The following is a 22,304-nucleotide window of genomic DNA, read 5'->3' as shown; positions in this document are numbered from 1 at the left end:
GCTCCATAAGCAAGCTATATTGCCTTTTGATGCGGCATATGAAGGACGATAATGCACAAATCCGGCCTATTATCGGTCGATCTGGACGATCACGACCGCAAGATCCTGAAGGTCCTGCAGGCTGACGGCCGCATTCCCGTCACCGCGCTTGCCGAAAAGGTGGGCCTGTCCAAGACTCCCTGCCAAGTCCGCCTCAAACGCCTCGTCGAAGGCGGCGTGATCCGCGGCTTCGCCGCCCAGGTCGATTACGCGCGCCTCGGCATGGACCACGTCGCCTTTGCCGAAGTGAAGCTGTCCGACACCCGCGACAAGGCCCTCGCCGAATTCAACGCCGGCGTCCTGCGCATCCCCGAGATCGAGGAATGCCACATGATCGCCAGCAGCTTCGACTACCTCCTCAAAGTCCGCACCCCCGACATCCGCCGTTATCGGACCGTGCTGGGCGAAAAGATCTCGAGCCTGCCGCACGTGGCAAGCACCTCGACCTTCGTGGCGATGGAGACAGTGAAGGAGTAGCCCGGCGCAAGGCGGATCAATAAGGACGGCGCGCTTTATCACTCATTGTTCCGCCGCGGCCAAGGCCTGCGACAAGTCGGCAACGATATCGTCGCGGTTCTCGATCCCGATCGACAACCGGACCGTTGCATCGCGCACGCCGAACTTGTCGCGCAACTCCACCGGCACGCCGGAATGGGTTGTCGTCGCTGGGTGGCTTGCCAGCGATTCTGTACCGCCGAGGCTGACCGCCAGCTTGAAGATCTGCAGTGCGTTGAGGAAGCGGAACGCCGCCGGCTGCCCGCCACGAATGTCGAAGGAGAAGGTCGATCCCGCCCCGCCGCATTGCCGCGCGAACACCTCCGCCTCCATCGAACCTGCGTCGGCGAACATGGGTGTGGCCACGCTTTCCACCGCCGGATGATCCTTTAGGAATTCTGCTGCCGCGACGGCATTGGCATTGGCCCGCTCCATCCGAAGCCCTAGCGTCTCGAGCGAGCGCCCGAGCATCCAGCAACTGTGAGCGTCGAGCTGCGTTCCGATTGCGCTGCGCAGCAATCGGACGTCGCGCATCAGCTTGGCGGAGCCCAGGGCCGCACCCGCGACAAGGTCCGAATGCCCACCGACGTACTTGGTCAGCGAATAGACCGAAATGTCCGCACCATGCTGCAGCGGCTGCTGGTAGACTGGGCCAAGCAACGTGTTGTCGCAAACCAGCAGCGGCCGCTTCTCCTGACGCTGCCCGATCGCTTCGCAAACCCGCGCCACCATCGCGATATCGACTAGCGCATTGGTCGGATTGGCCGGGCTCTCGATCATCACCAGCGGAACTGGGCCGCGCGCCAAGGCGCGCTCCGCTGCTGCCCAGACCGCGCTCTCGCTGAGACCATCAGAAAAGCCTTCGGCCCCGATGCCGAGGTTGGCAAACGTCTTCGCCAGCAGGGTCTCGGTCCCGCCATAGAGCGGCTGGGAATGCAGGATCACTTCGCATGGCCGTACGAAGGCAAGCAACGTCGTGGTGATCGCAGCCATGCCGGATGAGAAAACCACCCCGGCATCGGCCCCTTCGTAGACCGCCAGCCGGTCCTCCACGATTTCACTGTTGGGATGGTTGAAGCGCGAATAGACTAGGCCGCGGCCCTGCCCCGGCGGCGGCTCCTTGCGCCCCGCAACGTAGTCGAAGAAGTCGCGTCCTTCCTCGGCCGTGGGGAACACGAAGGTGGAAGTCAGGAACACCGGCGGCTTGACCGCGCCTTCGGACAGGAACGGGTCGTATCCGTAGTTCAGCATCAGCGTTTCGGGATGCAGTTCGTGATTGCCGATAGCGGTCTTGCTCTCACGCGGTGCGTTCATGGCGTCCTCCTCCTGCCTTGTCGATCTTGTGCGTACAACGCCTGAGGCAACGCCCGGTTGCATCCTGGCGACAAGGCCTTCGCATGGGTCTTGCCTTTGCCCCGCACCACCGCCAATCAGCCGCCATGCGCATTGCCCTGTTCGAACCCGAAATCGCTGGAAACGTCGGCGCCGTCATGCGGACCGGCGCCTGCCTCGGCGTGGAGATCCACCTGATCGAGCCGCTGGGCTTTCAGTGGGAGGACAAGCGTGTACGCCGCGCCGCAATGGACTATATCGACCACGTGCGCGTGATCCGGCACCCCAGCTTCGCGTTCTTCCGCGAGGCGGCTGGACCCGGCCGTCTAGTACTCTTCACAACCAAGAGCAGCGCCTCGATCTACGACTTCACCTTCGCGCCCAGCGATATCCTGCTGTTCGGCAAGGAAAGCGCTGGCGTCCCTGCAGAGATTTCGGACATCGCCGACGCCCGGGTGCGCATCCCGATGCGGCCAGAGGTCCGCTCGATGAACCTCGCGACCTCCGCCTCGATCGCCGTAGCAGAGGCCCTGCGACAGACAGGCGGCCTTCCCTAGAAGATGAGCGAAAGGGTAAAGGGCTCGCCCTCGACCAATCCCTCAGCCTTGCGCACCGCTGACTTGATCGGCACCATCCATCCTAGCGCCTTCGAGGGAAATGCCGAGGTTCGCCACTCGGTCTGGCCAACCTTTGCCACGACCTTGACCGACCCCCACCCCGAACGCCGCCCGCTTTCCAGCCTGTGCATCACTGCGGTCCCCGAAAGCGCCTCACCCACCGGGCCGTCGATGGTGGCAAAGAACCAGTCGCCGCCATTTGCGCCGCCCACCCAGCGCCACAACGTCGTAGCCAGGCTGTAGACTTCGTCGTTCATTTGCGGCGACGCACCGGCACCTTGAGATTGCAGATGTCCACCCCGCCGGCTGGCTGCACGTAGAACGGCTCGCGATGGTTGGCGCTCGCCTCGGCATAGCTGCGGAACGATGCGCTTTCGGTTGACAGGAACTCGTAAACCGGCAGGTCCGCCACCTCGCTCGCCGGACGGACCGAGACAATCGGGGTGCGCTCTGCCGGATCGGCATAGACGCCCATCGGCGCAGGCCCGCGCGGCAGCGAGGACATGAACTGCATTCCCTCGATCACCCGCCCGACCACCGCCAGGTTGCGATCCAGCTGGCGCGGCGCATGCCCGATGGCGACATATAGCTCGGCCCCGGTCCCGGTATCGGGCGGCATGTCGCGCGCAACGCCAATGCTGCCATAGCAGTGCACCGGCCACGCGCTCGGTCCCGCTTGCGATGCCGCCACCGGCCAGCCGCGATAGAAGAAGGTCTCGTCGGCGTAAGGATCGGAATCCTTGACCTTCGACCCCTTCCGCGCCAGCGCATGCCACGCCGCATGCGTGCCCTCGATCGTCGCCAGCCACGTATCCAGTTCTTCGTGGGTGGCGCTGCGCTCAGGCCCTTCAGGCCGCACGACATAGCGCTCCTGCGGCACCTGCTCGATACCTGCGGGCAGAAGCTTGGCCTTGGCCTTGTCTTCGCCATCGGCATCGCCCCATTGCGACACCCAGTTGTCCTGCACACGGTAGACGGTCAGCCCGTCCCACCAGTGCGCCGCCGCAAGCTTGCGCACGTTACCTACCCAGCCTTGCGAGAAAGGCTCTGGCATCAGCTGGATCACCACGCGTCGGGGTCTGCCGTTGGAAGCGGGTGCGAGGTCCATCACCAGCAGGTCATCGGGCGAAATCGCTTGCCAGTCCGGGGCCGGAGAAGCCGCCACGACCTCCCCCGGCGACAGCGCGGCGGCAGGCTTGGCAGACACAGGCGAAGCCGCAACGGCGGCCAATGCAAGAAGAAGCGACATATCTTCATCATTGCAGGAAGCCACGCCTTGCGAAAGCGATCTTGTGCGGCTAGTGGGCGCCTTCCAGAGCAATGCGGAGCGGTGGCCGAGTGGTCGAAGGCGCTCGCCTGGAAAGTGAGTATACGTCAAAAGCGTATCGAGGGTTCGAATCCCTCCCGCTCCGCCACTTCATACGATGGGATGCCGACCCTCGAATGACCTCGTGGCATCGTTTATCTGACCCGACGTAGCGCGGCGAGACGTGACAGGTTAGCCGTAAGGCACTAGCGCGATTGTGTTGCCCGCTCCTCGATGGTCTCGTCGAGACAATTCGATGGACAGTCAGTTCGGGGACGGGGGCTCGCAGATCACTGTGACCTTGACGATGACGATGTTCGGGTTCCCCGGCACCCTCAGCGGGCCCTGAGGACCTTCTCCACTTCGTCACAGATCTGCTGAACGGAAAAGGGCTTGGCGAGAAAATGCATGTTCGGGATATCGATCTCGCGGCGAAGCTGCTCCTCGGCATAACCCGACATGAACAGGAACGGCAGGTCCGGGCGGAGTGCCCGAATCTCACGGGCCATGGCCGGGCCATCCATCGTCGGCATCACAACGTCGGACACGACCAGATCGAACTGGCCCCGGCCGATCGCCTCGAGCCCTTCCTCGCCATCGGCCGCCGTGGTCACCTCATAGCCCTGGCGCACGAGCGCACGCTCGGCAACGGCACGAACGGTGTCCTCGTCCTCAACCAGCAGGATCCGGCCGCCGCCTGACCATTCCCGCTTCGGTTCGGGGCTTGCTAACTGGCGCGCGGGCGCTTCGCTGGCATCGGGTACATGGACCGGGAGATAGATGCTGAAGCGGGTAAACTTGCCCACCTCGCTTTCGGCAAAGATGAAACCGCCGGACTGCTTCACGATGCCGTACACGGTGGAAAGACCAAGGCCGGTGCCCTTGCCTTTCTCCTTGGTGGTGAAGAACGGCTCGAAGATCTTGCCGATCTGCGACGGCTTGATGCCGTGACCATTATCTTCGACGACAAGCGCAGTGTAATCCCCGAGCGGCAGGATCTCGCTTTTCATCGCGCGCACGTCAGCCGCCGTCACCCGCCGGGTCATCAACTTGACCACGCCACCGCCCTTGGCCCCCGTAGCGGCAAGCTTGTCATTGATGGCGTCACGCGCGTTGACGGCCAGGTTCAGCAGCACCTGTTCAAGCTGTGTGGGGTCCGCACGAACAAAGCCGAGGTCGCGATCGTGCACGACTTCAAGCGTGATCTTCTCGCCGATCAACCGTTTGAGAAGAGCGGAAACCTCGGCGACCACGTCGGGCAACTGCAGCACCTGCGGCCGCAATGTCTGCTGGCGTGAGAACGCAAGAAGCTGCCGCGTGAGCGAGGCCGCACGGTTCGAGTTGGCCTTGATCTGCTGGATATCGTCGTAATCGCTGTCGCCGGGCGTGTGGCGCATCAGCATCAGATCGCAGTAGCCGATGATGGCGGTAAGCACGTTGTTGAAATCGTGCGCAACGCCACCGGCAAGCTGGCCAACGGCCTGCATCTTCGTCGCCTGCGCGATCTCACGCTTGAGCCGGGTTTCTTCCGAGGAATCCTTGAGGCTGAGAAGGACGGCCCCTTCCCCAAGCCCGCGCACACCCGCAAGGCTGAGCGAGACCGGCTCGTCCGGTGCGGCACGCAAGCGCACGGCCACGTCGCCTGCGGTTGCCTGCCCTTGCGCATAGCGGCGCACGGCATCGACCAGCGCGCCCTTGTCTTCCCGGATGACAAGGTCCGACGGATATGGCGGAGGGATCGTGTCGTCATGCCCGGCAGCGCGCAGGAATGCGGCATTGGCGAAGAGGAAGCGCCCGTCACGGTCGGTCATCGCCAGACCGAGCGGCAGGCGAGCAAGCAACGCCTCGATCTGCGGCAGGCCCGCCGTGACATCGCCGATGCCCTGCCCGAAACCGCCATTGTCAATGAGCAGGAACAATGAGGTTGTGCGCGATGGATCGGTGTTGGCGACGCCATCGGGGTCGGCCACCGGCACGTGGACGAGCTTGACCGGGGTGCCCTTGCCGCCCTCGCGGGCGTAGTAGATGCGGTCGCTTTCGTCGCTGGCGAGGAACGAGACGAAATCGGCGCCTGCCATCTGGGCACTGACCGAACCGGTCGCGCGCTGGGCGAAGGCTGCGTTGGCCGCGAGGATCACGCCTTCGGGCGAGACCACGGCCGCCTGCAGCCCCTCGCGGGCGAGAGCGCGGCCGACCTTGCCGGCGATGTGCCCCGCCATGTCTGCCACAAGATCCTGCGTGACGACCGGCACGAAGCGCCAGACGAGGTAGTCCTCGCCCCGGCCGACGCGCTGAATCTCTGCCGTCCACGTGCCTTGGCTTGACGCAACGCCGTCGGCCTTTGCAGAGCCATCTCGCCACGCAGCTCGCGTTGCAGCTTCGAGCAGCTCGACCGAGCCGCGCTCGACCGGAAGACGTGGCGGTGCGGCGGTGATACCGAACCAGGCCCCCATCAGGCCATTGGCGCAGACCAGCCGCCCTGCCCTGTCGGTGATGGCGATGCCCACATCGTCGCGCGCGATCGCGGCATTGGTGACCGTCCAATCCGGAACGGCGAAATCCTCGGTAACTGCATCCTGGCGGGGGCGAAGCAAAACGCGCAAGGCTGCGCCGATGACAGTGACCCCTCCTGCAAACCCGGCGGCGAGCAGCGGTTGGCCGGAGATCCCCCAAAGCGCTGCAGCGCTTACCGCAACCGCGCCTGATAGCATGAGCCAATCGCGCAAGGGTACGGTCGGCGTGACCACAGCCGCCCCTTCGCTGGCCACGTTCGCCATCAGTCGGGAAAGTCCCGCGCGGCGGCCCGCATGTTGCGCACCTTGCGCTTGTGCGCGGTCCACCAGCGCCAACCGAACGCTGCAAGGACATAGCCGATTGCGGCCGAAACGACCGAAATCAGGAAAAGCCCGATGACAAGGGACGGCGCCGCATCCGATCCAAGCCAGACGAGCCATTCGCCGATGCCCGCGCCTTTGGTAACCATGGCCTGCACGGTGGAGAAGTCCGCGTGGAAACCGAAGCTGTTGCCCACGGCAATGGCGCCTGGAAGGAACACGAACAGCGTTGTCGGCGGGATCGAGATGAAGGTCATCAGCACGGCAAGCGGGATGTTGCCCCGGCACGGCACGCACATCAAGGCCGCACCGATGATCTGGATGCCGGGAATCAGCGCGAAGATGCCTATGAAAAGTCCGGCGGCGACTCCGCGTGGCACCGAACGGCGCGTGAAGCGCCACAGTTCATGCCGGGCGGCAAGCGGGCGCGCGAAGCGGTTCTGCTCCATCTGCTCGCGCGTTGGCATGTTGGCCCGCGCCCAGTTGACGATCCGCTCGAACATTGCGCGTCTGTTGTATCCGTTTCCCGTCCGCCCCGCCACGGGCCCGTTTGTTCGCTTAGACCGGATTTCCTTGCCGGTCGGTGAAGTGCCTCACCCCGGATCGACCTAGCCGTGGTCCTTCATGATCCGCGCCTTGTCACGCTTCCAGTCGCGGTCCTTCATCGTGGCGCGCTTGTCGGCGACGTTCTTGCCCTTGCACAGTGCTAGTTCGACCTTCGCGCGGCCACGGCTGTTGAAATAGATCGACAACGGAACCAGCGTCATGCCCTTGCGCTCGACGGCGCCGGTAAACTTGGCGATCTGCCGTTCCTTCAGCAGCAACTTGCGCGGGCGCTTGGGCACGTGGTTGAAGCGGTTGCCGTGGCTGAACTCGGGCACGTTGGAGTTGACCAGCCAGACCTCGCCGCCCTTCACCTCGGCATAGCTTTCGGCAATCGAGCCCTCACCGAAGCGGAGGGATTTGACCTCGGTCCCGGTCAGCACGATGCCGGCCTCGTACTTCTCCTCGATGAAGTATTCGAAGCGGGCGCGCCGGTTTTCGGCGACGATCTTCTTCTTGTCGAATTCGGGATGTACGGGACGTGCCATGATGCGGCTGCATGTAGGCGCTGACCCGACAAAGCGGAAGGGGAACTTCGCACTTTGTCGGGCAGCAGTTTTCCGGACGCGACGCGTCAGATCAGGCCGGCATGCTCCAGCGCTGCGTCGACCTTGGCACGGGCGTCCGCGCTGGCAGGAACGAGCGGCAGGCGCAGCTCCTCGTTGATGCCCTCGAACACGCGGGAAAGTGCGTACTTGAGCGGCGCTGGCGATGCGTCGGAGAACATCGCGTAGTGCAGCGGATAGAGCTTGTCGTTGAGCTCGCGCGCCTTTTCGAGATCGTTGGCGGCACAAGCGGCCTGGAACTCGGCGCAGAGCTTCGGCGCGACGTTGGCGGTGACCGAGATGCAGCCCACGGCACCGGCAGCGTTGGCCGGAAGCGCCAGTTCGTCGTCGCCTGAAAGCTGGCAGAAGTGCTTGCCGATGCCCATGCGGTGGTCGGTCACGCGCGAAAGGTCGCCGCTGGCGTCCTTGATCGCCACGATCTTGTCGGGATAGCGCTTCGCCAGTTCGCAGACTGTTTCGGGCAGGATGTCGGTCACCGTACGGCCGGGCACGTTGTAAAGCACGATAGGCAGGTCGTTGTGCTCTGCAAGATAGCTGAAGTGGGCAATGATGCCCGCCTGGCTGGGCCGGTTGTAATAAGGCGCGACGCAAAGCGCCGCCTGGGCACCGCACTTCTTCGAGAAGTTCATGTGCAGCAGCGCGTTCATGGTGTCGTTGCTGCCGCAGCCTGCGATGACCGGTACGCGGCCCGCTGCCTGTTCGACGCAGACTTCGATGACGCGGTGGTGTTCGGCATTGGACAGGGTCGATGCCTCGCCGGTGGTGCCGCAGGGGACCAACGCCGACGATCCGTTCTCGATCTGCCAGTCGACGAGGCGGCGAAACGCTTTCTCGTCAAACGCTCCATCGCGAAATGGAGTCACTAGGGCCGGAATCGAGCCGGAAAACATGGACAATACCCCTCAATTTACCCCATGATGCAGTTCGGTTCATCGTGATCCGAACCCGCTGGGGGCCTGTTCAGCGCGTGATAAGGAGCCGCTCCATAGTATGTCCGGCATGGACGTGAAAGCCTTGATGTTGCGCTGGGGATTTGCCGGGGTTCTGCTCCAGACGGTGGTCGCCTCGAGCGCAGTGCACGCGAGCGGCGCCGACGGTGCCGATGGATCCGACTGGGACCGCGCCCGCGCTAGTCTCACCGCCAGTCAGGGTGGGCCGATGATGGCTGCTGTGGAACGATGGAAGCTGCTGTCCAGTTCCAACCGCTTCGGCTTTTCCGATTACTCGAATTTCGTGCTGTCGTATCCCGGCTTTCCCGACGAGGAGAAGCTGCGGCGCTATGCCGAGCTTTCGCTGGAACGCGATTTTGCCGAGCCTTCGCGGCTGGTTGCCTATTTCAGCCAGAAGCCGCCGCTGACCAACCTTGGCCGCGCCCAATATGCGCTGGCGTTAACGCAGCTCGGTCGGCCCGAAGCGCGGGAAGCCGCGCGGGCGGCTTGGCGCGGTGGGGCGATGACCGATGCGGCCGAGGCCGCTCTGCTCGCCGCATGGGGCACCAGCTTCACGCCCGACGATCACGATGCGCGGATGGATGCGTTGCTGTGGTCTGGATCGACTGATCAGGCGGCACGGCAGATCGTCTGGGTCAGCCCTGCGCGCAAGGGCATCGACGGGGCGCGACTGGCGGCAATGCAGGGGGGCGATCCCTATGGCATTCTGGCGGGCGTTCCGGCGCAGCAGTTCAACGCCGATCCCGGTTTCATCTTCCAGCGCGTGCGCCAGTTGCGCAAGTCTGGCCAGGGCGCAGCGGCGCGCGATCTGCTCGCCAACCGCCCGTTGCTGGCCCGGCTACCGCTCGACCGCGAAAAGTGGGTCGAGGAACTGCTGGTCAATGCACGGGGTGCGGCGACGTCGGGCGATGCCCGTTCGGCGATGCGGATCGCGGCGGGGATTGATGACGCCTTTGCTCCCGGCGAGGATGTCAGCCAGCTGAACTATGGGTTGCGTGACGATTACACCTCGCTGATGTGGCTGGGCGGAACGCAGGGATACTTCAACACCGGCGATTATGCCGGGGCAGCGCCGCTGTTCTGGCGCTATGGCGCGGCGGCGCGGACACCGGGGACACGCTCGAAGGGCTTCTACTGGGCCGGAAAGGCAGCGGCGCGCGCCGGGCAGCAAGCCGAGGCGCGGCGCTACTTCGAGATGGCGGCGCAATATGGCGACCAGTTCTACGGGTTGCTGGCGCTGGAGCGGCTGGGCCGTCCGGTGCCGCAGTTCGCGAAGGATTCGGACGTCCAGCCCTCGCCCGACGAGCGCAGCCGGTTCTATAGCCAGCCGCTGACGCTCGCTGTGCGCGAGGTCGCCCGCAATGGCGACTGGAAGACGACCGTGCGCTTCTTCAAGGAAGTGGCCGAGCAGCAGCAGAGCGAAGCACAGCACATGATGGTGGCGAACCTGGCGCGCGAGCTGGGGCGGCGCGACCTTGGCGTGATCGTCGGGCAGGCAGCGGCGGCGCGCGGCTACCTCGATTTCCAGCACATCGCCTTCCCCCTGATCCCGGTGCCGCCGGGCTATGAGAGCAAGTGGACCGGCATTCACGCGATCAGCCGCCAGGAAAGCCAGTTCGCGCAGAACGCGGTCAGCCATGCCGGCGCGCGGGGTTTGATGCAGCTGATGCCGGGCACGGCGAACGAGCAGGCGGGCAAGCTGGGCCTTTCGTACAACGCCTCGTCGCTGACGCAGGATGCGGGGTACAACATCCAGTTGGGGTCAGGCTATTTCCAGCGCATGCTCGATTACTACGGCGGCTCGTGGCCGCTGGCGGTGGCGGCCTACAACGCTGGCCCCGGCAACGTGAACAAGTTCCTGCGCGCCAATGGCGACCCCCGCAACGGCGGGATCGACTGGGTGGAATGGATCGAGAAGATCCCCCTCTCCGAAACCCGCAACTACGTCCAGCGCGTGCTGGAAAACGCGGTGGTCTATGAGGCGATGAACCCGCAATATGCGAGCTATCGGGGAAGCAATCCGATGAGCTACTTTATCGGGAAGCGGGAGCCGGGGTGAGTGCGACCTAACCCACCGTCACGTAGCGCTATTACGCAACCATTTGGCTTGGCATCCGCCCTGACGGAGATTTTCAGCGACTTCTGGGATGACGAAACTCAAGAGAACTATCTCGATGGAGATTGCACACTCCACACGGTTATGTTTGAATTTTCATCTTACTTTGTTGCGGCTTCCGCCAATCCTGCACAGCTTCAATGGCTTGCGCGGTTGATCGAGGAATGCATCGCTATCGATGACAGTCTCGAGAACGCCATTGGCACGTGCTTTCTGGAACACCTCCCCGCGATCGATCGTGAAGGGCATTTGACAAGACACTTTTCACCGGCAGTGAAGCATTACATCCGCAACAGGTGCTAAATTCTAGACAAATACCCAACTCATCGTCACCCCGGACTTAATCCGGGGTCCCGCTTTCTTCTGGCGAGCGCGTGAAAAAAGAAGCGGGATCCCGGGTCAAGCCCGGGATGACGGATAGAGGAGGCGGAAGTTTGCGGCAAACTCGACACTTGCCCTGCCGTTCCGCCCAACCCTAAAGCCATCTCATGAAACCTGACGGTCATCCCATTACCCCCGCCGGATTTGCCGCCCTGCGCGCGCGTTACGATCATCTGCTCGGCACCGAGCGTCCGGCCATTGTCGAGATCGTAAGCTGGGCAGCGGGGAATGGCGACCGGTCGGAGAACGGCGATTATCTCTATGGGCGCAAGCGGATGCGGGAGATTGATCGGGAGTTGGCGTTTCTGGCGCGGCGGATGAAGGGGGCGCGGGTGGTCGATCCGGCGCGGCAGGAGGATCGGACGCGGGTGCTGTTCGGGGCCTGTGTCGAGATTGCCGACGAGGATGACAACCGCAAGGTGCTGACGCTGGTCGGCGATGACGAGCAGGATGCCTCGAAGGGGCTGATCGGGTGGAGCGCACCGATTGCCAAGGCCCTTCGCGGTGCGCGGGTTGGCGATTTGCGTGTGGTGCGGTTGCCTTCGGGCGAGAAGGAATGGGAAATCATGAGCGTTTCCTATCCCGACGCCTAGCGCTATGAGCGTTCCCATGAAACGGGGTCGCTTCTACATCATGCGCCATGGCGAGACGGTCTATAATGCGACGCGTCGGCTGCAGGCGAACCACATCCACACGCCGCTTACGCGGCAGGGCTTCGAGCAGGCGGTGGCGATGGGCTGCGCGCTGCGGGCCGAACTGGGCGAGCGACCACAAGTGACGCTGCATATCTCCGACACCGGGCGCGCCTTGCAGACGGCGGCGCTGATTGCCGAGGAACTGGGGCTAGACTGGTTCGCCGGGCAGCGGACGATGGATCTCAAGGAGATCGACATGGGATCGTGGTGCGGCCGATCCTACAGTGATGTCGAGGACGAGGTCGGCCCGATCGTGATCGAAGACCACCTGCTGCGTCCGGCGCCCGATGGCGAGGACTACCCGATGATTGCGGCGCGGCTGAACCGCTGGCTCGAGGGGTTGACCGACGAGAGCGGCGATCACATCGTCGTGATGCACGGCATCTCCAGCCGCGTGCTGCGCGGGATCATGGCGGGCTCTCCGGTGCATCCCCTTCACGGCGCACCAATTGCGCCGTCGCTCGTGCAAGGTTCAATTGCGCTGATCCAGGACGGCGAAGAATCGGTCCTGTTCGGCTCGGAACGCGGGATCGAGCACGCCTGATGGGCGATGTCGTCAACCTCCGAGCAGTGCGCAAGGCCAAGGCGCGGGTTTCGCGCGAAGTTGAGGCGCAGGCCAACCGGGCCAAGTTCGGGCGGACCAAGGGCGAAAAGCTGCGCGAGGCGCAAGAAGCGGAACGAGCAGCAAGACTGCTCGATGGCGCGAAACGGGAGGAGCCGTGAGGCGGCTGCTGGTTCTGGCAGCACTGGTGCTTGGCGGGACGGCCGTCGCGCGCGACAGCTTGGGCGTCTTCGGCACCTGGGGCGCGTTTCGCGATCCGGGTGTACCGCGCTGTTATGCGATTGCCATGGCGGAGAAGGTCAACGGGCGGGAGCAGACTTTCCAGCCCTACTTCACCGTGGGATACTGGCCCAAGCGCGGCATTCGCGGTGCGGTACATTTGCGCCTTGCAAGGCGCCTGGCGCCGGGGTCGTCGGTCAACGTCTCGTTTCCCGAAGCGAACTTCACGCTGCAGGCGGGACAGGCCGATGCCTGGCCGATGGACCAGCGCGCCAACGCAGGGATTGTAGCCGCCTTGCGCAGCGCGCCGCGCGTGGTGGTGACAGCGCAAGGGGCAGACGGACGGAAGTTCCGCGATGTATACACGCTTGGCGGTGCAGCCTCTGCCATGGATGCCGCGGCGTTGGGGTGTGCCGGATAGGAAAAGGGCGAGCCTTGGCGGCCCGCCCTTCCCTTTGTCTTCAAGCTTGACGCTTAGAAGCGGATGCCGACGCCAGCAGTCACCGAGTGACGGTCGGTGTCGATGTTGAAGCGGCTCGAGTCTGGCGTGTCGCCGTTGAAGTCGAATTCGCCTTCGCTGTAGTTGGCGTACTTGTATTCGAGCTTCACGAAGGCGTTGGTGCCGATGTTCTGCTCGACGCCCGCGCCGACGCGATAGCCGTCGGTGTCAAGGCGCTGGCGCAGATTGGTCGTGCCGTTCGTACCCTGCAGGTTGTAGCGGGCGTTGCTGTAACCACCCTTGACGTAGACCATGGTGCTCGGGCTCATGGCGTAACCAAGACGGGCACCGACATAGTACTGGCGACCGGCTTCTACGCGGCCAAGATTGAACACGTTCGGCTGGTCGTTGTTGTTGTCCCAGCTGGCGCTGCTGTCGGTGATTTCGGCTTCGGCGCCGGCAACCAGGTTGGTGCCAAGCGGGATATCGTAACCGATGGCGGCACCGTATTCGACGCCGTCGATCGACTGCTTCAGATCACGGTCGCCGTCGACGTCTTCGCTGCTGCCGGAGCGGTTGTGGTCGTAGCCGACGAGAGCTTCAGCGCGAAAGCCGCTGAAGCTCTCGGCAGGGGTAGCGTCCTGCGCGTACGCAGGGGCGGCGGCGATGGCGGTGCCGGCGGCGAGAATTGCGCAGATCTTCTTCATGTCTCACTCCATTCGAAAACTTCCTGCCGGTCCTGTTGTCGTTGCGACCCGACAGTGACCGGTGGAATGAGCGGAACTGCATCCGGTTTCCTGAACCTCACACAACAGGAAACCGTGACATTTCAGCCACATAAAATGCGATGAAGTGCAGCACACGGGCGATGAAATACTGGAACACCGACGCCCCCAAGGCGTTCGCGCGAGCCTCGGTTTGCGCCCGGGGCCTCGAATCACTATATGCGCGCGATGCAGAGCCAGATCGATCCCAGCCCCTCGCTTCCCGCCAACATGCCCATTGCTGGGCACGTTGATCCCGTTCCGGTGCCGCGCGACGTGACGCCGCGCGAGGATGGACGGGTGGACCTCATCGGCCTGCCGAAGAAGCAGATCGCCTCGCTATTCGAAGCCGCGGGTCTTGATGCCAAGGCGGCCAAGCTGCGCGCGAAGCAGGTGTTTCACTGGCTTTATCATCGCGGCGTGACCGACTTCGAAGCGATGACCGACATCGCCAAGACGATGCGTCCATGGCTGGCGGAGCGCTTCGTCATCGGCCGCCCCGACATTGTCGAGGCGCAGGTTTCGACCGATGGCACGCGCAAGTGGCTGCTGCGCACGGCAGACAAGCACGATTTCGAGATGGTGTTCATCCCCGATGCGGATCGCGGCACGCTTTGCGTTTCGAGCCAGGTCGGCTGCACGCTCAATTGCCGCTTCTGCCACACTGGCACGATGCGCCTGGTGCGCAACCTGACACCGGGCGAGATCGTCGGCCAGGTCATGCTCGCGCGCGATGCGCTGGGCGAATGGCCCAAGGCTGGCGGTACGATGGCCGGGCTCGACTTCGACGATGAAGACGAGGAAGCTGCCAGCGCCTACACCCCCGATGGTCGCCTGCTGACGAACATCGTGATGATGGGCATGGGCGAGCCGCTCTACAATTTCGACAATGTGCGCGATGCGCTCAAGCTGGTCATGGACGGTGACGGGCTTGCCCTGTCGAAGCGTCGCATCACGCTCTCGACCAGCGGCGTCGTGCCGATGATGGAGCGCTGCGGCGAGGAGATCGGGGTGAACCTCGCGGTCTCTCTCCACGCGGTGACCAAGGACGTGCGCGACGAGATCGTGCCGATCAACCGCAAGTACGGCATCGACGAACTGCTGCAGGCCTGCTCCGACTATCCCGGCGCTTCGAACGCCCGCCGCATCACGTTCGAGTACGTGATGCTGAAGGACAAGAACGACAGCGACGACGACGCGCGCGAGCTGGTGCGCCTGATCCGTCAGTACAAGTTGCCGGCCAAGGTCAACCTGATCCCGTTCAACCCCTGGCCCGGCGCACCCTACGAGTGCTCCAGCCCGGAGCGGATCAAAAGCTTCGCGAACATCGTGTTCGAAGCAGGGATCAGCGCACCGGTGCGCACGCCACGCGGGCGCGACATCGACGCAGCTTGCGGGCAGTTGAAGACGGCAGCGGAGAAGAAGAGCCGCGCCGAACTCGACCGTCTTGCTGAAGAGAAGATGGCCGCGCTCGGCTGAGCAGTCATCCCACCTTGCGCTGAACGACCGGTTCGGGCTCGTTTCTGACCGGCGGAATGCCCGATACGGCAGCGATGCGCCCGCCCTCGTCGAGCCGCAGCGGCATGGAGAATTCCACGCCCATGCGGTCATCGCTTGACCAGCGGCAGGTTGCCGTAACCACGTGGTTCTCTGCCAACAGCACCCGGAAGATCGTTCCCGGAGGCACGTTCCACAAGCCTTCGATCAGCGCCCCGGTCTGGCTGATATTGCGGACCATCGCGTTGTAGCGATGGCCGCCGTGATCGAGCACGACCTTGCGCAGCATGGACTGGCGCGCGGCGCGCGCGGAACGTGGCCCTTGCGCGATAGCCATGAGGCCGGTCGAAAGACGGGCAGCGGCGTTCATCGCCGACAGCGGACGCTCGTAGATATAGCCCTGCACGTGGCTGCAGCCGAGCATGCGGACCAGATCCAGTTCGTCCAGCGTCTCGACACCTTCGGCCGTCGTTTCCATGCCCAGTGCCTCGGCAAGGCTGACGATCGAGGCGATGATCGCGCCGTTGCGGCTGCCGGGTTGCGTCGCGCCGCGCACGAAGCTCTGGTCGATCTTGATCTTGTCGAACGGCGCAGACCGCAAGTAGCCGAGCGAGGAATAGCCTGTGCCGAAATCGTCCAGCGCCAGGCGCACGCCGATGGCTTTCAACGACTTGAACATCTGGTCGGTGCCCTCGTCGTCATTGAGGAACACGCTTTCGGTGATCTCCAGTTCGAGGCGTTCTGCTGCCACCTGCGAACTTGCCAGCGCGTTGGTGACGATCACTGGAAGCGACGGATTGGCGAACTGTAGCGGTGACACGTTTACCGCCACGCGCACGTTATCGGGCCAGCGCGCCAAGTCCTGACAAGCGGTGCGCAGCGCCCACTCGCCAATCGGCGCAATCAGACCGGTATCTTCTGCGATGGGTATGAACCGGCTCGGGCTGATCCAGCCGTGCTCGGGGTGGTTCCAGCGCAGCAGCGCCTCGAATCCGGTAATCTTCTCGGTCGCTGTCTGCACGACTGGCTGATAGTAAAGCTCAAGACCACCATTCGAGACCGCATCGCACAGGTCTTCTTCCATCTGGCGGCGCTCTTCGGCATCGCTGTGCAGGTCCGGAGCATAGAAGTGGAAGCGTCCGCGTCCGCCATCCTTGGCTGCATAAAGCGCCAGGTCGGCATTGCGGATCAGCGCCTCGCTGGTCACGCCATCGTCCGGCGCCAGCGCGATGCCGACCGAGGCGCCGATCATCACGCGGCTGCCCTCGATTGAGTACGGTTGCGACAGGCTCTCGATGATGCGCTGGGCCAGATGGCCAAGTTGCTCGCGCTCGATCTTGCCAGGCAAAATCACCTGGAATTCATCGCCACCGAGGCGGCCGACACGGCCCATCTTGCCCACGACCCGCTCCAGACGCTGCGCGACCTGCTTGAGCAGCGCGTCGCCGGCGGGATGGCCTAGCGTATCGTTCACCTGCTTGAAGCGATCGAGGTCGAGCAGGAAGACCGTGCAGGCGCGTTGATGCAGTTGCGGAGCGAGAAGGATCTTCTCCAGCGTCTGCGACATGCGGAAGCGGTTGGACAGGCCTGTCAGCGAATCAAAGTGCGCCAACCGCGAAGCATGCTCCTGCGAACGGCGTTTTTCGGTAAGATCCGTGCCCGAGCCGCGGAAACCGGTGAAGTTGTTGAACGTGTCGTAGGTCGGCCGGCCGGTGATCGACCACCAGCGTTCCTCTTCCGCTGTCGCTGCCCGCACCGCAAGTTCGCCGAAGCTGGATCGCGCGGAGAGGTGAAAGGCCAGCGTACGTTCGCCTTCGCCCGATTGCTCGGACAGGTTGAACAGCTCGGCAAAGGGACGGCCGATCAGATCGTCGACCTTGCGACCGAGAATCTCGGCAACGGGTGTGGAAAGATATGTCAGCTGACCACGACGATCAGTTTCCCAGAACCAGCCCTGCCCCGTCTCTTCATAATCGGAAAGAATTTCCTGTGCGCGGGTGGAAGCGCGCTGGTCGTTCTCCAGCTTCTCGCGAAGCAGCAGGTCGATCTTGCGCTGGCGCAGGTAGGCTGCGACGGCAATCGCAACACCTACCAGCAAAGAGAAGTAGCCGCCGAACGTGCTGGCTACGCAGGTGACACCCGACCACACGGAGATCTGAGCCGCCAGTACGCCCACCAACCGGCCCGAGAGCACCACTGTCGCCAGCAACGAAACAGTTGCCACTGCGACGAGGCAGTAGAACCAATCGATCTGACCCGAAGTGCCCCAGACGCCCATGGCAGAGCCAAACAGAAACATGGGCAAGGCAACTGCCACGCCCATCAGCGCCATCCGCTGCCCGGTCTCCATCTCGCTTTGCGCTTCACGGCGCACCGCGAGCTTCGAAAGGTGCGCCGCAATAGCGGCGACAACCGCCAAGAGTGCTGCAAGCGGGTTCGGGATTACCAGGTTGAAACCGGCAACCAGCAGCGGAAGCACCAGCATGACATAGGCCATTTGCGGCCATTCGGGCGCTATCAGGCGGTTCGCCGAATCGCTGCCAAACAGAAAACTGGCCCCTGCTTCGGGCGCTGCCGGGACGACAGGACGCTCCCGCCGGCGCGTACGCGCGAAGTCGCGCGTGGCAGTTTGCCTGTTTGGTTGAGTTTCAGCGTCTCCCGGCATGCCGCGTGTTTGCACGACGGTGCTTTGAGAAAGCGTTAAGCGATCCGCATTCGTGTACTTTTGCTGCGAGTGCGAAGGTGCTAGTCAGCGGCTGTAGCGTGGGGTCATAGTGAACAGTACACCGAAACAATCAAAGATCGGCGTTGCCGGACGTCGTCTCAACATTGCGCGCTGGCACGAAGGGGCCGGAAGAGGCCAATATCGCCCTCTGCTCATGCTCAACGGTATCGGCATGAACCTCGAACTGCTTGCCCCCGTCGCCCGGGCGCTGCCAGAGCGCGAGGTGATCTGCTTCGACATGCCGGGCATCGGTGGCTCGCCCGATCCAGTACTGCCCTATACGATTCCGAGCATGGCGCTGACCACGGCGTCGCTGCTCGATCTTCTGGGCATCGAACAGGTCGATATCCTCGGGATCAGTTGGGGCGGCGCGCTGACCCAGCAATTCGCCTTCCAGCACCGCGCACGGACCGGGCGGATCGTTCTTGCGGCCACGGCATCCGGCGGCGCGACCATGGTGCCCGGCAATAGCTCCATGCTCGCCCACCTGTCCGATCCACGTGAGTACACGGTAGAGCGGACACTGCGCCGAAACCTCGCCTCGATCTATAATGGTGGGGGCAGCGGAAAGGTCTCGCTCAATGCGGCCAAGGCGCCCTCGCCGCTTGGCTTCTCATATCAGATGATGGCGTTTGCGACATGGAGCAGCGTGCCGTTCCTGCCGCTTCTGTCCATGCCGGTGATGATCATGGCCGACGAGGAGGACCAGCTGGTTCCGGCCTCTAATGCCCATTTCCTTCACAATGCCATTACCCACAGCCGGATCGAGATGTTCCACGGCGGTGGTCACCTGTTCATGCTGTCCCAGCGTGACCGCTTCATCGAAAAGCTGCGCGCCTTCCTGGACGAGGATATCCACCGCGGCTGATCGTGAACCTCGCTGGCCCGCTTTCCTTTTGCTGTCTTGACGATAGCATCGAAGAAAGACTCGAAAGGCTGAGGAGAGGCCATGCGGCATATCGCGATCGTCGGTTCGGGACCGGCCGGGTACTACACCGCGGAAGCCGCGCAAAAGCAGTGGGGCGATGACGTCCGCATCGACATCTTCGACATGCTGCCGGTGCCCTACGGCCTCATTCGCTTCGGGGTCGCGCCGGATCACCAGTCGATCAAGGGCGTAACCCGGCGCTATGAACAGACCGCGCTTGCCGACAACGTGCGCTTCGTCGGCAACGTCAAGGTTGGCCAGGACGTCTCGATTGCGGAACTGCAGGGCCTGTACGACGCGGTCGTGCTTGCCACTGGCGCGCCACGTGACAAGGACATCGGCGTTCCGGGCGATCATCTGAAAAACGTCTTCGGCAGCGCGGCCTTTGTCGGATGGTACAATGGCCACCCCGAATTCGCCGCGCTCGATCCTGATTTGTCCGGCCACACCGCCGTAGTCATCGGCATGGGCAACGTCGCACTCGACGTGACGCGCATCCTTTCCAAGACGCGCGAGGAGTTTGCCGGAAGCGACATCGTGGCGCACGCGCTTGAACGGCTGATGGCCTCGAAGATCAAGCGGATCGTCATCCTCGGGCGGCGCGGACCTCACCAAATCATGATGACACCCAAGGAACTGGGTGAGCTTGGCCACCTTTCCCGCACCGCCCCGTGGGTGGATCCGCGCGACTTGCCCGAAGAAGTGGAAGACGCGCTGCTTGAACCGGGCATCCGCAAGTCCGTGACACATTTGCGCTCTTTCGCGGCCATCCCGGAAAGCCATCGCGCCGACCTGCCGCTGGAGGTGGAATTCGATTTCTTCGCCTCGCCCCGGGGGCTGATGGGCGAAGGCCAGGTGCAGGCGATTTCCGTTGAGCACACGCGTATCGAGGCGGGCCGCGCGGTCGGCACAGGCGAGTTCTACGAAATTCCGGCGAACCTGGTGATCTCGTGCATCGGATACCAGACTTCGCCGATCGAAGGCGTGCCCTTCGATGATCGCGCCGGCCGCTTTGCCAATGACGAAGGGCGCATCCTCCCCGGCCTTTATTGCGTGGGCTGGGCGCGGCGGGGGCCTTCGGGCACGATCGGCACCAACCGTCCGGATGGCTTCGGCATCGTCGAAATGATCGCTGAGGACTTTCCCCAGAGCCAACGCAAGACCGGGCGCGTTGGCTTCGATGCCCTCGCAGCTGCCCGCAAGCTGGACGTGGTCAGCTTCGACGACTGGAAGAAGATCGAGGAAGCCGAAACGTTGCGCGCACGGGACGATGCTCCGCGCGAGAAATTCGTGGACGTCGAAGAGATGATTAGGGCCAGCGGCCATGATTGATGCAACGCCCTGCCCGGACAGTTGACCGTCGGGCAAACCTCTGACTTAATCGCCCGGTTAACGCGACAGGCGACCAGCTTGAGTCGGCCTGCGCGGGGAGAAGGAGCCAGCTTATGCCAGCCTATGACCTGATCATCCGCAATGGGACGATCGTCGACGGAACCGGCGCGCCGCGCTTTACCGGCGACGTTGCCGTGAAGAATGGCCTCATTGCCGCCGTCGGCACTGTGCGCGGCGATGCTGCCGAGGAGATCGATGCCACCGGCCGTGTCGTTGCGCCGGGGTGGGTGGACGTACACACGCACTACGATGGTCAGGCGACTTGGGACGCCGAAATGGCGCCTTCTTCCTGGCATGGTGTGACCACCGTGGTCATGGGCAACTGCGGCGTCGGCTTCGCCCCCGCCGCGCCTGATCGCCACGATTGGCTGATCGGCCTGATGGAAGGCGTGGAAGACATTCCGGGCACTGCGCTGGCCGAGGGCATGACCTGGGACTGGGAGACTTTCCCCGAGTACCTCGATGCGCTGGAGAAGATGCCGCGCGCGGTCGATATCGGCACGCACGTGCCGCACGGGGCGGTACGCGCATATGTGCTGGGTGATCGCGAGAAACCGGGTGCAATCCCGACCGAGGACGACATCCGCAAGATGGCAGAGATCGTCGAGGAAGGTGTCCGTGCCGGCGCGCTCGGCTTTTCGACCAGCCGCACGGTGATCCACAAGTCGGTCGACGGTGAAGTGGTCCCCGGCACCACGGCCACGGCGGAAGAGCTGATCGAGATCGGGCGCGCGATGGGCCGTGTTGGCCATGGCGTGTTCGAAATGGCTTCCGACATGCGCCGCGAATGGGATGAATTCGGCTGGATGGGGGCGCTCAGCCGTGAGACCGGGCTGCCCGTCACCTATGCGGCGCTGCAGTCCATCGCCAAGGAAATGCCGCTCGAGGAACAGATTGCGGAAATGCGCCGCCAGAACGCGCAAGGGGCAAACATCGTCGCCCAGATCGCTCTGCGCGGAAACGGCGTGATCATGGCCTGGCAGGGCACGATCCACCCCTTCCGCTTCCGGCCAAGCTATGTGGCGATTGCCGACCTGCCATGGAAAGAGCAACTCGCCCACCTCAAGGACCCGGCCTTCCGCGAGAAAGTCCTGTCCGAAGCAAACGAGTACCCGGAAAGCGACATCATCGGCCTGCTGATGATGATCTCGCAAGGCTGGCACAACCAATTCATCATGGACGACGGCTTCGATTACGAGCCGCAGGCCGAAGCCAGCGTGCTCGCCCGTGCAAAGTCGGCAGGCGTTGCGCCGGACGCCTATGCTTACGACAAGCTGATGGAGAATGACGGAACCGGCTTCATCTACCTGCCGATCCTGAATTACGCCGATGGCAACCTCGATTTCCTGGAGGCATTGCAAGCATCCGAAGATACCGTGAACTCGCTCTCCGATGGCGGAGCGCATTGCGGAACGATCTGCGACGCGGCCAGTCCGACGTTCATGCTACAGCATTGGGTCCGGGATCGCCAGCGTGGCGGCAGGATCAGCCTGGAACATGCCGTGAAGCGCCAGTGCCACGACACGGCGAGGCTCTACGGGCTGGACGATCGCGGCATATTGGCACCGGGATACCTGGCCGATATCAACATCATCGACTTCGACAACATCAAGTTGCTCAAGCCTTGGTTGGCGTTTGACCTGCCTGCGGGCGGCAAGCGCCTGCTTCAGAAAGCCGAGGGGTATGACTACACCATCAAGGGCGGCAAGGTGACGTTCCGCAAGGGAGAATGGACCGGGGCGACGCCGGGCGTGCTGATCCGCGGCCCGCAGCGGGCGGATCTGCTCGAAGCGGCAGAATGACGCAAGCAGGCCCGCCCCTTCATTCGGGGGCGGGCCTGCCGG

Annotated in this window: 21 protein-coding genes and 1 tRNA gene; 13 read left to right on the top strand and 9 right to left on the bottom strand. The window is 63.6% G+C overall.

All coding sequences use genetic code 11. The features are described from left to right. Positions 1-51: 51 nt before the first annotated feature. A complete protein-coding gene (locus tag AC1Q5P_RS03375; protein ID WP_193826834.1) occupies positions 52-516 on the top strand; it encodes an Lrp/AsnC family transcriptional regulator in 465 nt (154 codons plus the stop codon). 42 nt (positions 517-558) lie between these two features. Here the strand turns inward: AC1Q5P_RS03375 and AC1Q5P_RS03370 are convergent, their stop codons facing one another. After that, positions 559-1,848 (bottom strand): cystathionine gamma-synthase family protein, encoded by a 1,290-nt coding sequence (locus AC1Q5P_RS03370; protein WP_492477744.1) that lies wholly within the window; start codon positions 1,846-1,848, stop codon positions 559-561. 125 nt (positions 1,849-1,973) lie between these two features. Here AC1Q5P_RS03370 and AC1Q5P_RS03365 point away from each other — a divergent pair, with 125 nt between their 5' ends. After that, a complete protein-coding gene (locus AC1Q5P_RS03365) occupies positions 1,974-2,423 on the top strand; it encodes a tRNA (cytidine(34)-2'-O)-methyltransferase (RefSeq protein WP_039334991.1) in 450 nt (149 codons plus the stop codon). Here AC1Q5P_RS03365 and AC1Q5P_RS03360 read toward each other — a convergent pair. Together AC1Q5P_RS03360 and AC1Q5P_RS03355 are read right to left on the bottom strand one after the other, a co-directional pair. After that, the gene (locus tag AC1Q5P_RS03360) at positions 2,420-2,740 is read right to left on the bottom strand and encodes a DUF1905 domain-containing protein (RefSeq protein ID WP_492518133.1); all 321 of its coding nucleotides are present in this window, start codon (positions 2,738-2,740) and stop codon (positions 2,420-2,422) included. The two genes, AC1Q5P_RS03365 and AC1Q5P_RS03360, sit on opposite strands and share 4 nt — an antisense overlap. Continuing rightward, positions 2,737-3,732, bottom strand: a complete 996-nt coding sequence (locus AC1Q5P_RS03355) for a peptidylprolyl isomerase (RefSeq protein WP_039334872.1) — start codon at positions 3,730-3,732, stop codon at positions 2,737-2,739. The genes AC1Q5P_RS03360 and AC1Q5P_RS03355 overlap by 4 nt, the downstream gene beginning before the upstream one ends. A gap of 75 nt (positions 3,733-3,807) precedes the next feature. Between AC1Q5P_RS03355 and AC1Q5P_RS03350 the strand changes: the two genes are divergently transcribed. Further along, positions 3,808-3,898, top strand: a tRNA-Ser gene (locus AC1Q5P_RS03350). A 226-nt stretch (positions 3,899-4,124) separates the two neighbouring features. Here AC1Q5P_RS03350 and AC1Q5P_RS03345 read toward each other — a convergent pair. From AC1Q5P_RS03345 to dapA, 4 genes are all read right to left on the bottom strand, one after another. Then, complete coding sequence (locus AC1Q5P_RS03345; RefSeq protein ID WP_492518132.1) at positions 4,125-6,566, bottom strand: response regulator; 2,442 nt, start codon at positions 6,564-6,566, stop codon at positions 4,125-4,127. Continuing rightward, positions 6,566-7,126, bottom strand: coding sequence for a DUF2062 domain-containing protein (locus AC1Q5P_RS03340; protein ID WP_492477669.1), 561 nt, complete (start codon positions 7,124-7,126; stop codon positions 6,566-6,568). The genes AC1Q5P_RS03345 and AC1Q5P_RS03340 overlap by 1 nt, the downstream gene beginning before the upstream one ends. A gap of 105 nt (positions 7,127-7,231) precedes the next feature. After that, positions 7,232-7,714 (bottom strand): SsrA-binding protein SmpB, encoded by a 483-nt coding sequence (smpB, locus tag AC1Q5P_RS03335; protein ID WP_039334817.1) that lies wholly within the window; start codon positions 7,712-7,714, stop codon positions 7,232-7,234. An 86-nt stretch (positions 7,715-7,800) separates the two neighbouring features. After that, on the bottom strand, positions 7,801-8,682 hold the full coding sequence (gene dapA / locus AC1Q5P_RS03330; RefSeq protein ID WP_448995542.1) for a 4-hydroxy-tetrahydrodipicolinate synthase: 882 nt from the start codon (positions 8,680-8,682) through the stop codon (positions 7,801-7,803). Positions 8,683-8,782: 100 nt separating this feature from the next. On the opposite strand from dapA, the gene AC1Q5P_RS03325 reads away from it, so the two are divergent. The 6 genes from AC1Q5P_RS03325 to AC1Q5P_RS03300 all read left to right on the top strand — a co-directional run bounded on the left by AC1Q5P_RS03325 (position 8,783) and on the right by AC1Q5P_RS03300 (position 13,136). Continuing rightward, positions 8,783-10,801 carry a lytic transglycosylase domain-containing protein gene (locus AC1Q5P_RS03325; RefSeq protein WP_492518131.1) on the top strand — a complete coding sequence of 673 codons (2,019 nt, stop codon included), beginning with the start codon at positions 8,783-8,785 and terminating at the stop codon, positions 10,799-10,801. 48 nt (positions 10,802-10,849) lie between these two features. Then, positions 10,850-11,161: a DUF7674 family protein gene (locus AC1Q5P_RS03320; protein ID WP_193826884.1), complete on the top strand. Its 312-nt coding sequence runs from the start codon at positions 10,850-10,852 to the stop codon at positions 11,159-11,161. Between the two features lie 185 nt (positions 11,162-11,346). Beyond that, positions 11,347-11,832, top strand: a complete 486-nt coding sequence (locus AC1Q5P_RS03315; protein ID WP_492518130.1) for a GreA/GreB family elongation factor — start codon at positions 11,347-11,349, stop codon at positions 11,830-11,832. A 16-nt stretch (positions 11,833-11,848) separates the two neighbouring features. Beyond that, complete coding sequence (locus AC1Q5P_RS03310; protein ID WP_492518129.1) at positions 11,849-12,478, top strand: phosphoglycerate mutase family protein; 630 nt, start codon at positions 11,849-11,851, stop codon at positions 12,476-12,478. Further along, complete coding sequence (locus AC1Q5P_RS03305; protein WP_492518128.1) at positions 12,478-12,657, top strand: DUF4169 family protein; 180 nt, start codon at positions 12,478-12,480, stop codon at positions 12,655-12,657. Before AC1Q5P_RS03310 ends, AC1Q5P_RS03305 begins: the two co-directional genes overlap by 1 nt. After that, entirely contained in the window at positions 12,654-13,136 is a 483-nt protein-coding gene (locus AC1Q5P_RS03300) for a hypothetical protein (protein ID WP_193826887.1), read from the top strand. The genes AC1Q5P_RS03305 and AC1Q5P_RS03300 overlap by 4 nt, the downstream gene beginning before the upstream one ends. A gap of 53 nt (positions 13,137-13,189) precedes the next feature. Here the strand turns inward: AC1Q5P_RS03300 and AC1Q5P_RS03295 are convergent, their stop codons facing one another. Beyond that, on the bottom strand, positions 13,190-13,861 hold the full coding sequence (locus tag AC1Q5P_RS03295; RefSeq protein WP_492477666.1) for an outer membrane protein: 672 nt from the start codon (positions 13,859-13,861) through the stop codon (positions 13,190-13,192). 246 nt (positions 13,862-14,107) lie between these two features. On the opposite strand from AC1Q5P_RS03295, the gene rlmN reads away from it, so the two are divergent. Next, the gene (gene rlmN, locus AC1Q5P_RS03290) at positions 14,108-15,397 is read left to right on the top strand and encodes a dual-specificity RNA methyltransferase RlmN (protein WP_492518127.1); all 1,290 of its coding nucleotides are present in this window, start codon (positions 14,108-14,110) and stop codon (positions 15,395-15,397) included. Positions 15,398-15,401: 4 nt separating this feature from the next. Here rlmN and AC1Q5P_RS03285 read toward each other — a convergent pair whose 3' ends face one another. Continuing rightward, on the bottom strand, positions 15,402-18,080 hold the full coding sequence (locus tag AC1Q5P_RS03285) for an EAL domain-containing protein (RefSeq protein ID WP_492518126.1): 2,679 nt from the start codon (positions 18,078-18,080) through the stop codon (positions 15,402-15,404). 109 nt (positions 18,081-18,189) lie between these two features. Here AC1Q5P_RS03285 and AC1Q5P_RS03280 point away from each other — a divergent pair, with 109 nt between their 5' ends. The 3 genes from AC1Q5P_RS03280 to AC1Q5P_RS03270 all read left to right on the top strand — a co-directional run bounded on the left by AC1Q5P_RS03280 (position 18,190) and on the right by AC1Q5P_RS03270 (position 22,262). Continuing rightward, positions 18,190-19,008, top strand: coding sequence for an alpha/beta fold hydrolase (locus AC1Q5P_RS03280; RefSeq protein ID WP_492518125.1), 819 nt, complete (start codon positions 18,190-18,192; stop codon positions 19,006-19,008). An 81-nt stretch (positions 19,009-19,089) separates the two neighbouring features. Further along, positions 19,090-20,400, top strand: coding sequence for an FAD-dependent oxidoreductase (locus AC1Q5P_RS03275; protein ID WP_492518124.1), 1,311 nt, complete (start codon positions 19,090-19,092; stop codon positions 20,398-20,400). A gap of 113 nt (positions 20,401-20,513) precedes the next feature. Beyond that, a complete protein-coding gene (locus tag AC1Q5P_RS03270; protein ID WP_193826891.1) occupies positions 20,514-22,262 on the top strand; it encodes an N-acyl-D-amino-acid deacylase family protein in 1,749 nt (582 codons plus the stop codon). Positions 22,263-22,304: the final 42 nt, after the last annotated feature.

It is taken from the genome of Novosphingobium sp. GW835-FHT14H07, from assembly GCF_058793515.1.
Note: the sequence above shows the minus strand (reverse complement) of the source record. Positions and strands in the feature narration are given on the sequence as shown.

Excerpts from the sequence above, each read along its gene's own strand:
- AC1Q5P_RS03375 (WP_193826834.1), top strand. The coding sequence starts at position 52 with ATGCACAAATCCGGCCTATTATCGGTCGATCTGGACGATCACGACCGC.
- AC1Q5P_RS03370 (WP_492477744.1), bottom strand. The coding sequence starts at position 1,848 with ATGAACGCACCGCGTGAGAGCAAGACCGCTATCGGCAATCACGAACTG.
- AC1Q5P_RS03365 (WP_039334991.1), top strand. The coding sequence starts at position 1,974 with ATGCGCATTGCCCTGTTCGAACCCGAAATCGCTGGAAACGTCGGCGCC.
- AC1Q5P_RS03360 (WP_492518133.1), bottom strand. The coding sequence starts at position 2,740 with ATGAACGACGAAGTCTACAGCCTGGCTACGACGTTGTGGCGCTGGGTG.
- AC1Q5P_RS03355 (WP_039334872.1), bottom strand. The coding sequence starts at position 3,732 with ATGTCGCTTCTTCTTGCATTGGCCGCCGTTGCGGCTTCGCCTGTGTCT.
- AC1Q5P_RS03345 (WP_492518132.1), bottom strand. The coding sequence starts at position 6,566 with ATGGCGAACGTGGCCAGCGAAGGGGCGGCTGTGGTCACGCCGACCGTA.
- AC1Q5P_RS03340 (WP_492477669.1), bottom strand. The coding sequence starts at position 7,126 with ATGTTCGAGCGGATCGTCAACTGGGCGCGGGCCAACATGCCAACGCGC.
- smpB (WP_039334817.1), bottom strand. The coding sequence starts at position 7,714 with ATGGCACGTCCCGTACATCCCGAATTCGACAAGAAGAAGATCGTCGCC.
- dapA (WP_448995542.1), bottom strand. The coding sequence starts at position 8,682 with ATGTTTTCCGGCTCGATTCCGGCCCTAGTGACTCCATTTCGCGATGGA.
- AC1Q5P_RS03325 (WP_492518131.1), top strand. The coding sequence starts at position 8,783 with ATGTCCGGCATGGACGTGAAAGCCTTGATGTTGCGCTGGGGATTTGCC.
- AC1Q5P_RS03315 (WP_492518130.1), top strand. The coding sequence starts at position 11,347 with ATGAAACCTGACGGTCATCCCATTACCCCCGCCGGATTTGCCGCCCTG.
- AC1Q5P_RS03310 (WP_492518129.1), top strand. The coding sequence starts at position 11,849 with ATGAAACGGGGTCGCTTCTACATCATGCGCCATGGCGAGACGGTCTAT.
- AC1Q5P_RS03305 (WP_492518128.1), top strand. The coding sequence starts at position 12,478 with ATGGGCGATGTCGTCAACCTCCGAGCAGTGCGCAAGGCCAAGGCGCGG.
- AC1Q5P_RS03295 (WP_492477666.1), bottom strand. The coding sequence starts at position 13,861 with ATGAAGAAGATCTGCGCAATTCTCGCCGCCGGCACCGCCATCGCCGCC.
- rlmN (WP_492518127.1), top strand. The coding sequence starts at position 14,108 with ATGCAGAGCCAGATCGATCCCAGCCCCTCGCTTCCCGCCAACATGCCC.
- AC1Q5P_RS03285 (WP_492518126.1), bottom strand. The coding sequence starts at position 18,080 with ATGCCGGGAGACGCTGAAACTCAACCAAACAGGCAAACTGCCACGCGC.
- AC1Q5P_RS03275 (WP_492518124.1), top strand. The coding sequence starts at position 19,090 with ATGCGGCATATCGCGATCGTCGGTTCGGGACCGGCCGGGTACTACACC.
- AC1Q5P_RS03270 (WP_193826891.1), top strand. The coding sequence starts at position 20,514 with ATGCCAGCCTATGACCTGATCATCCGCAATGGGACGATCGTCGACGGA.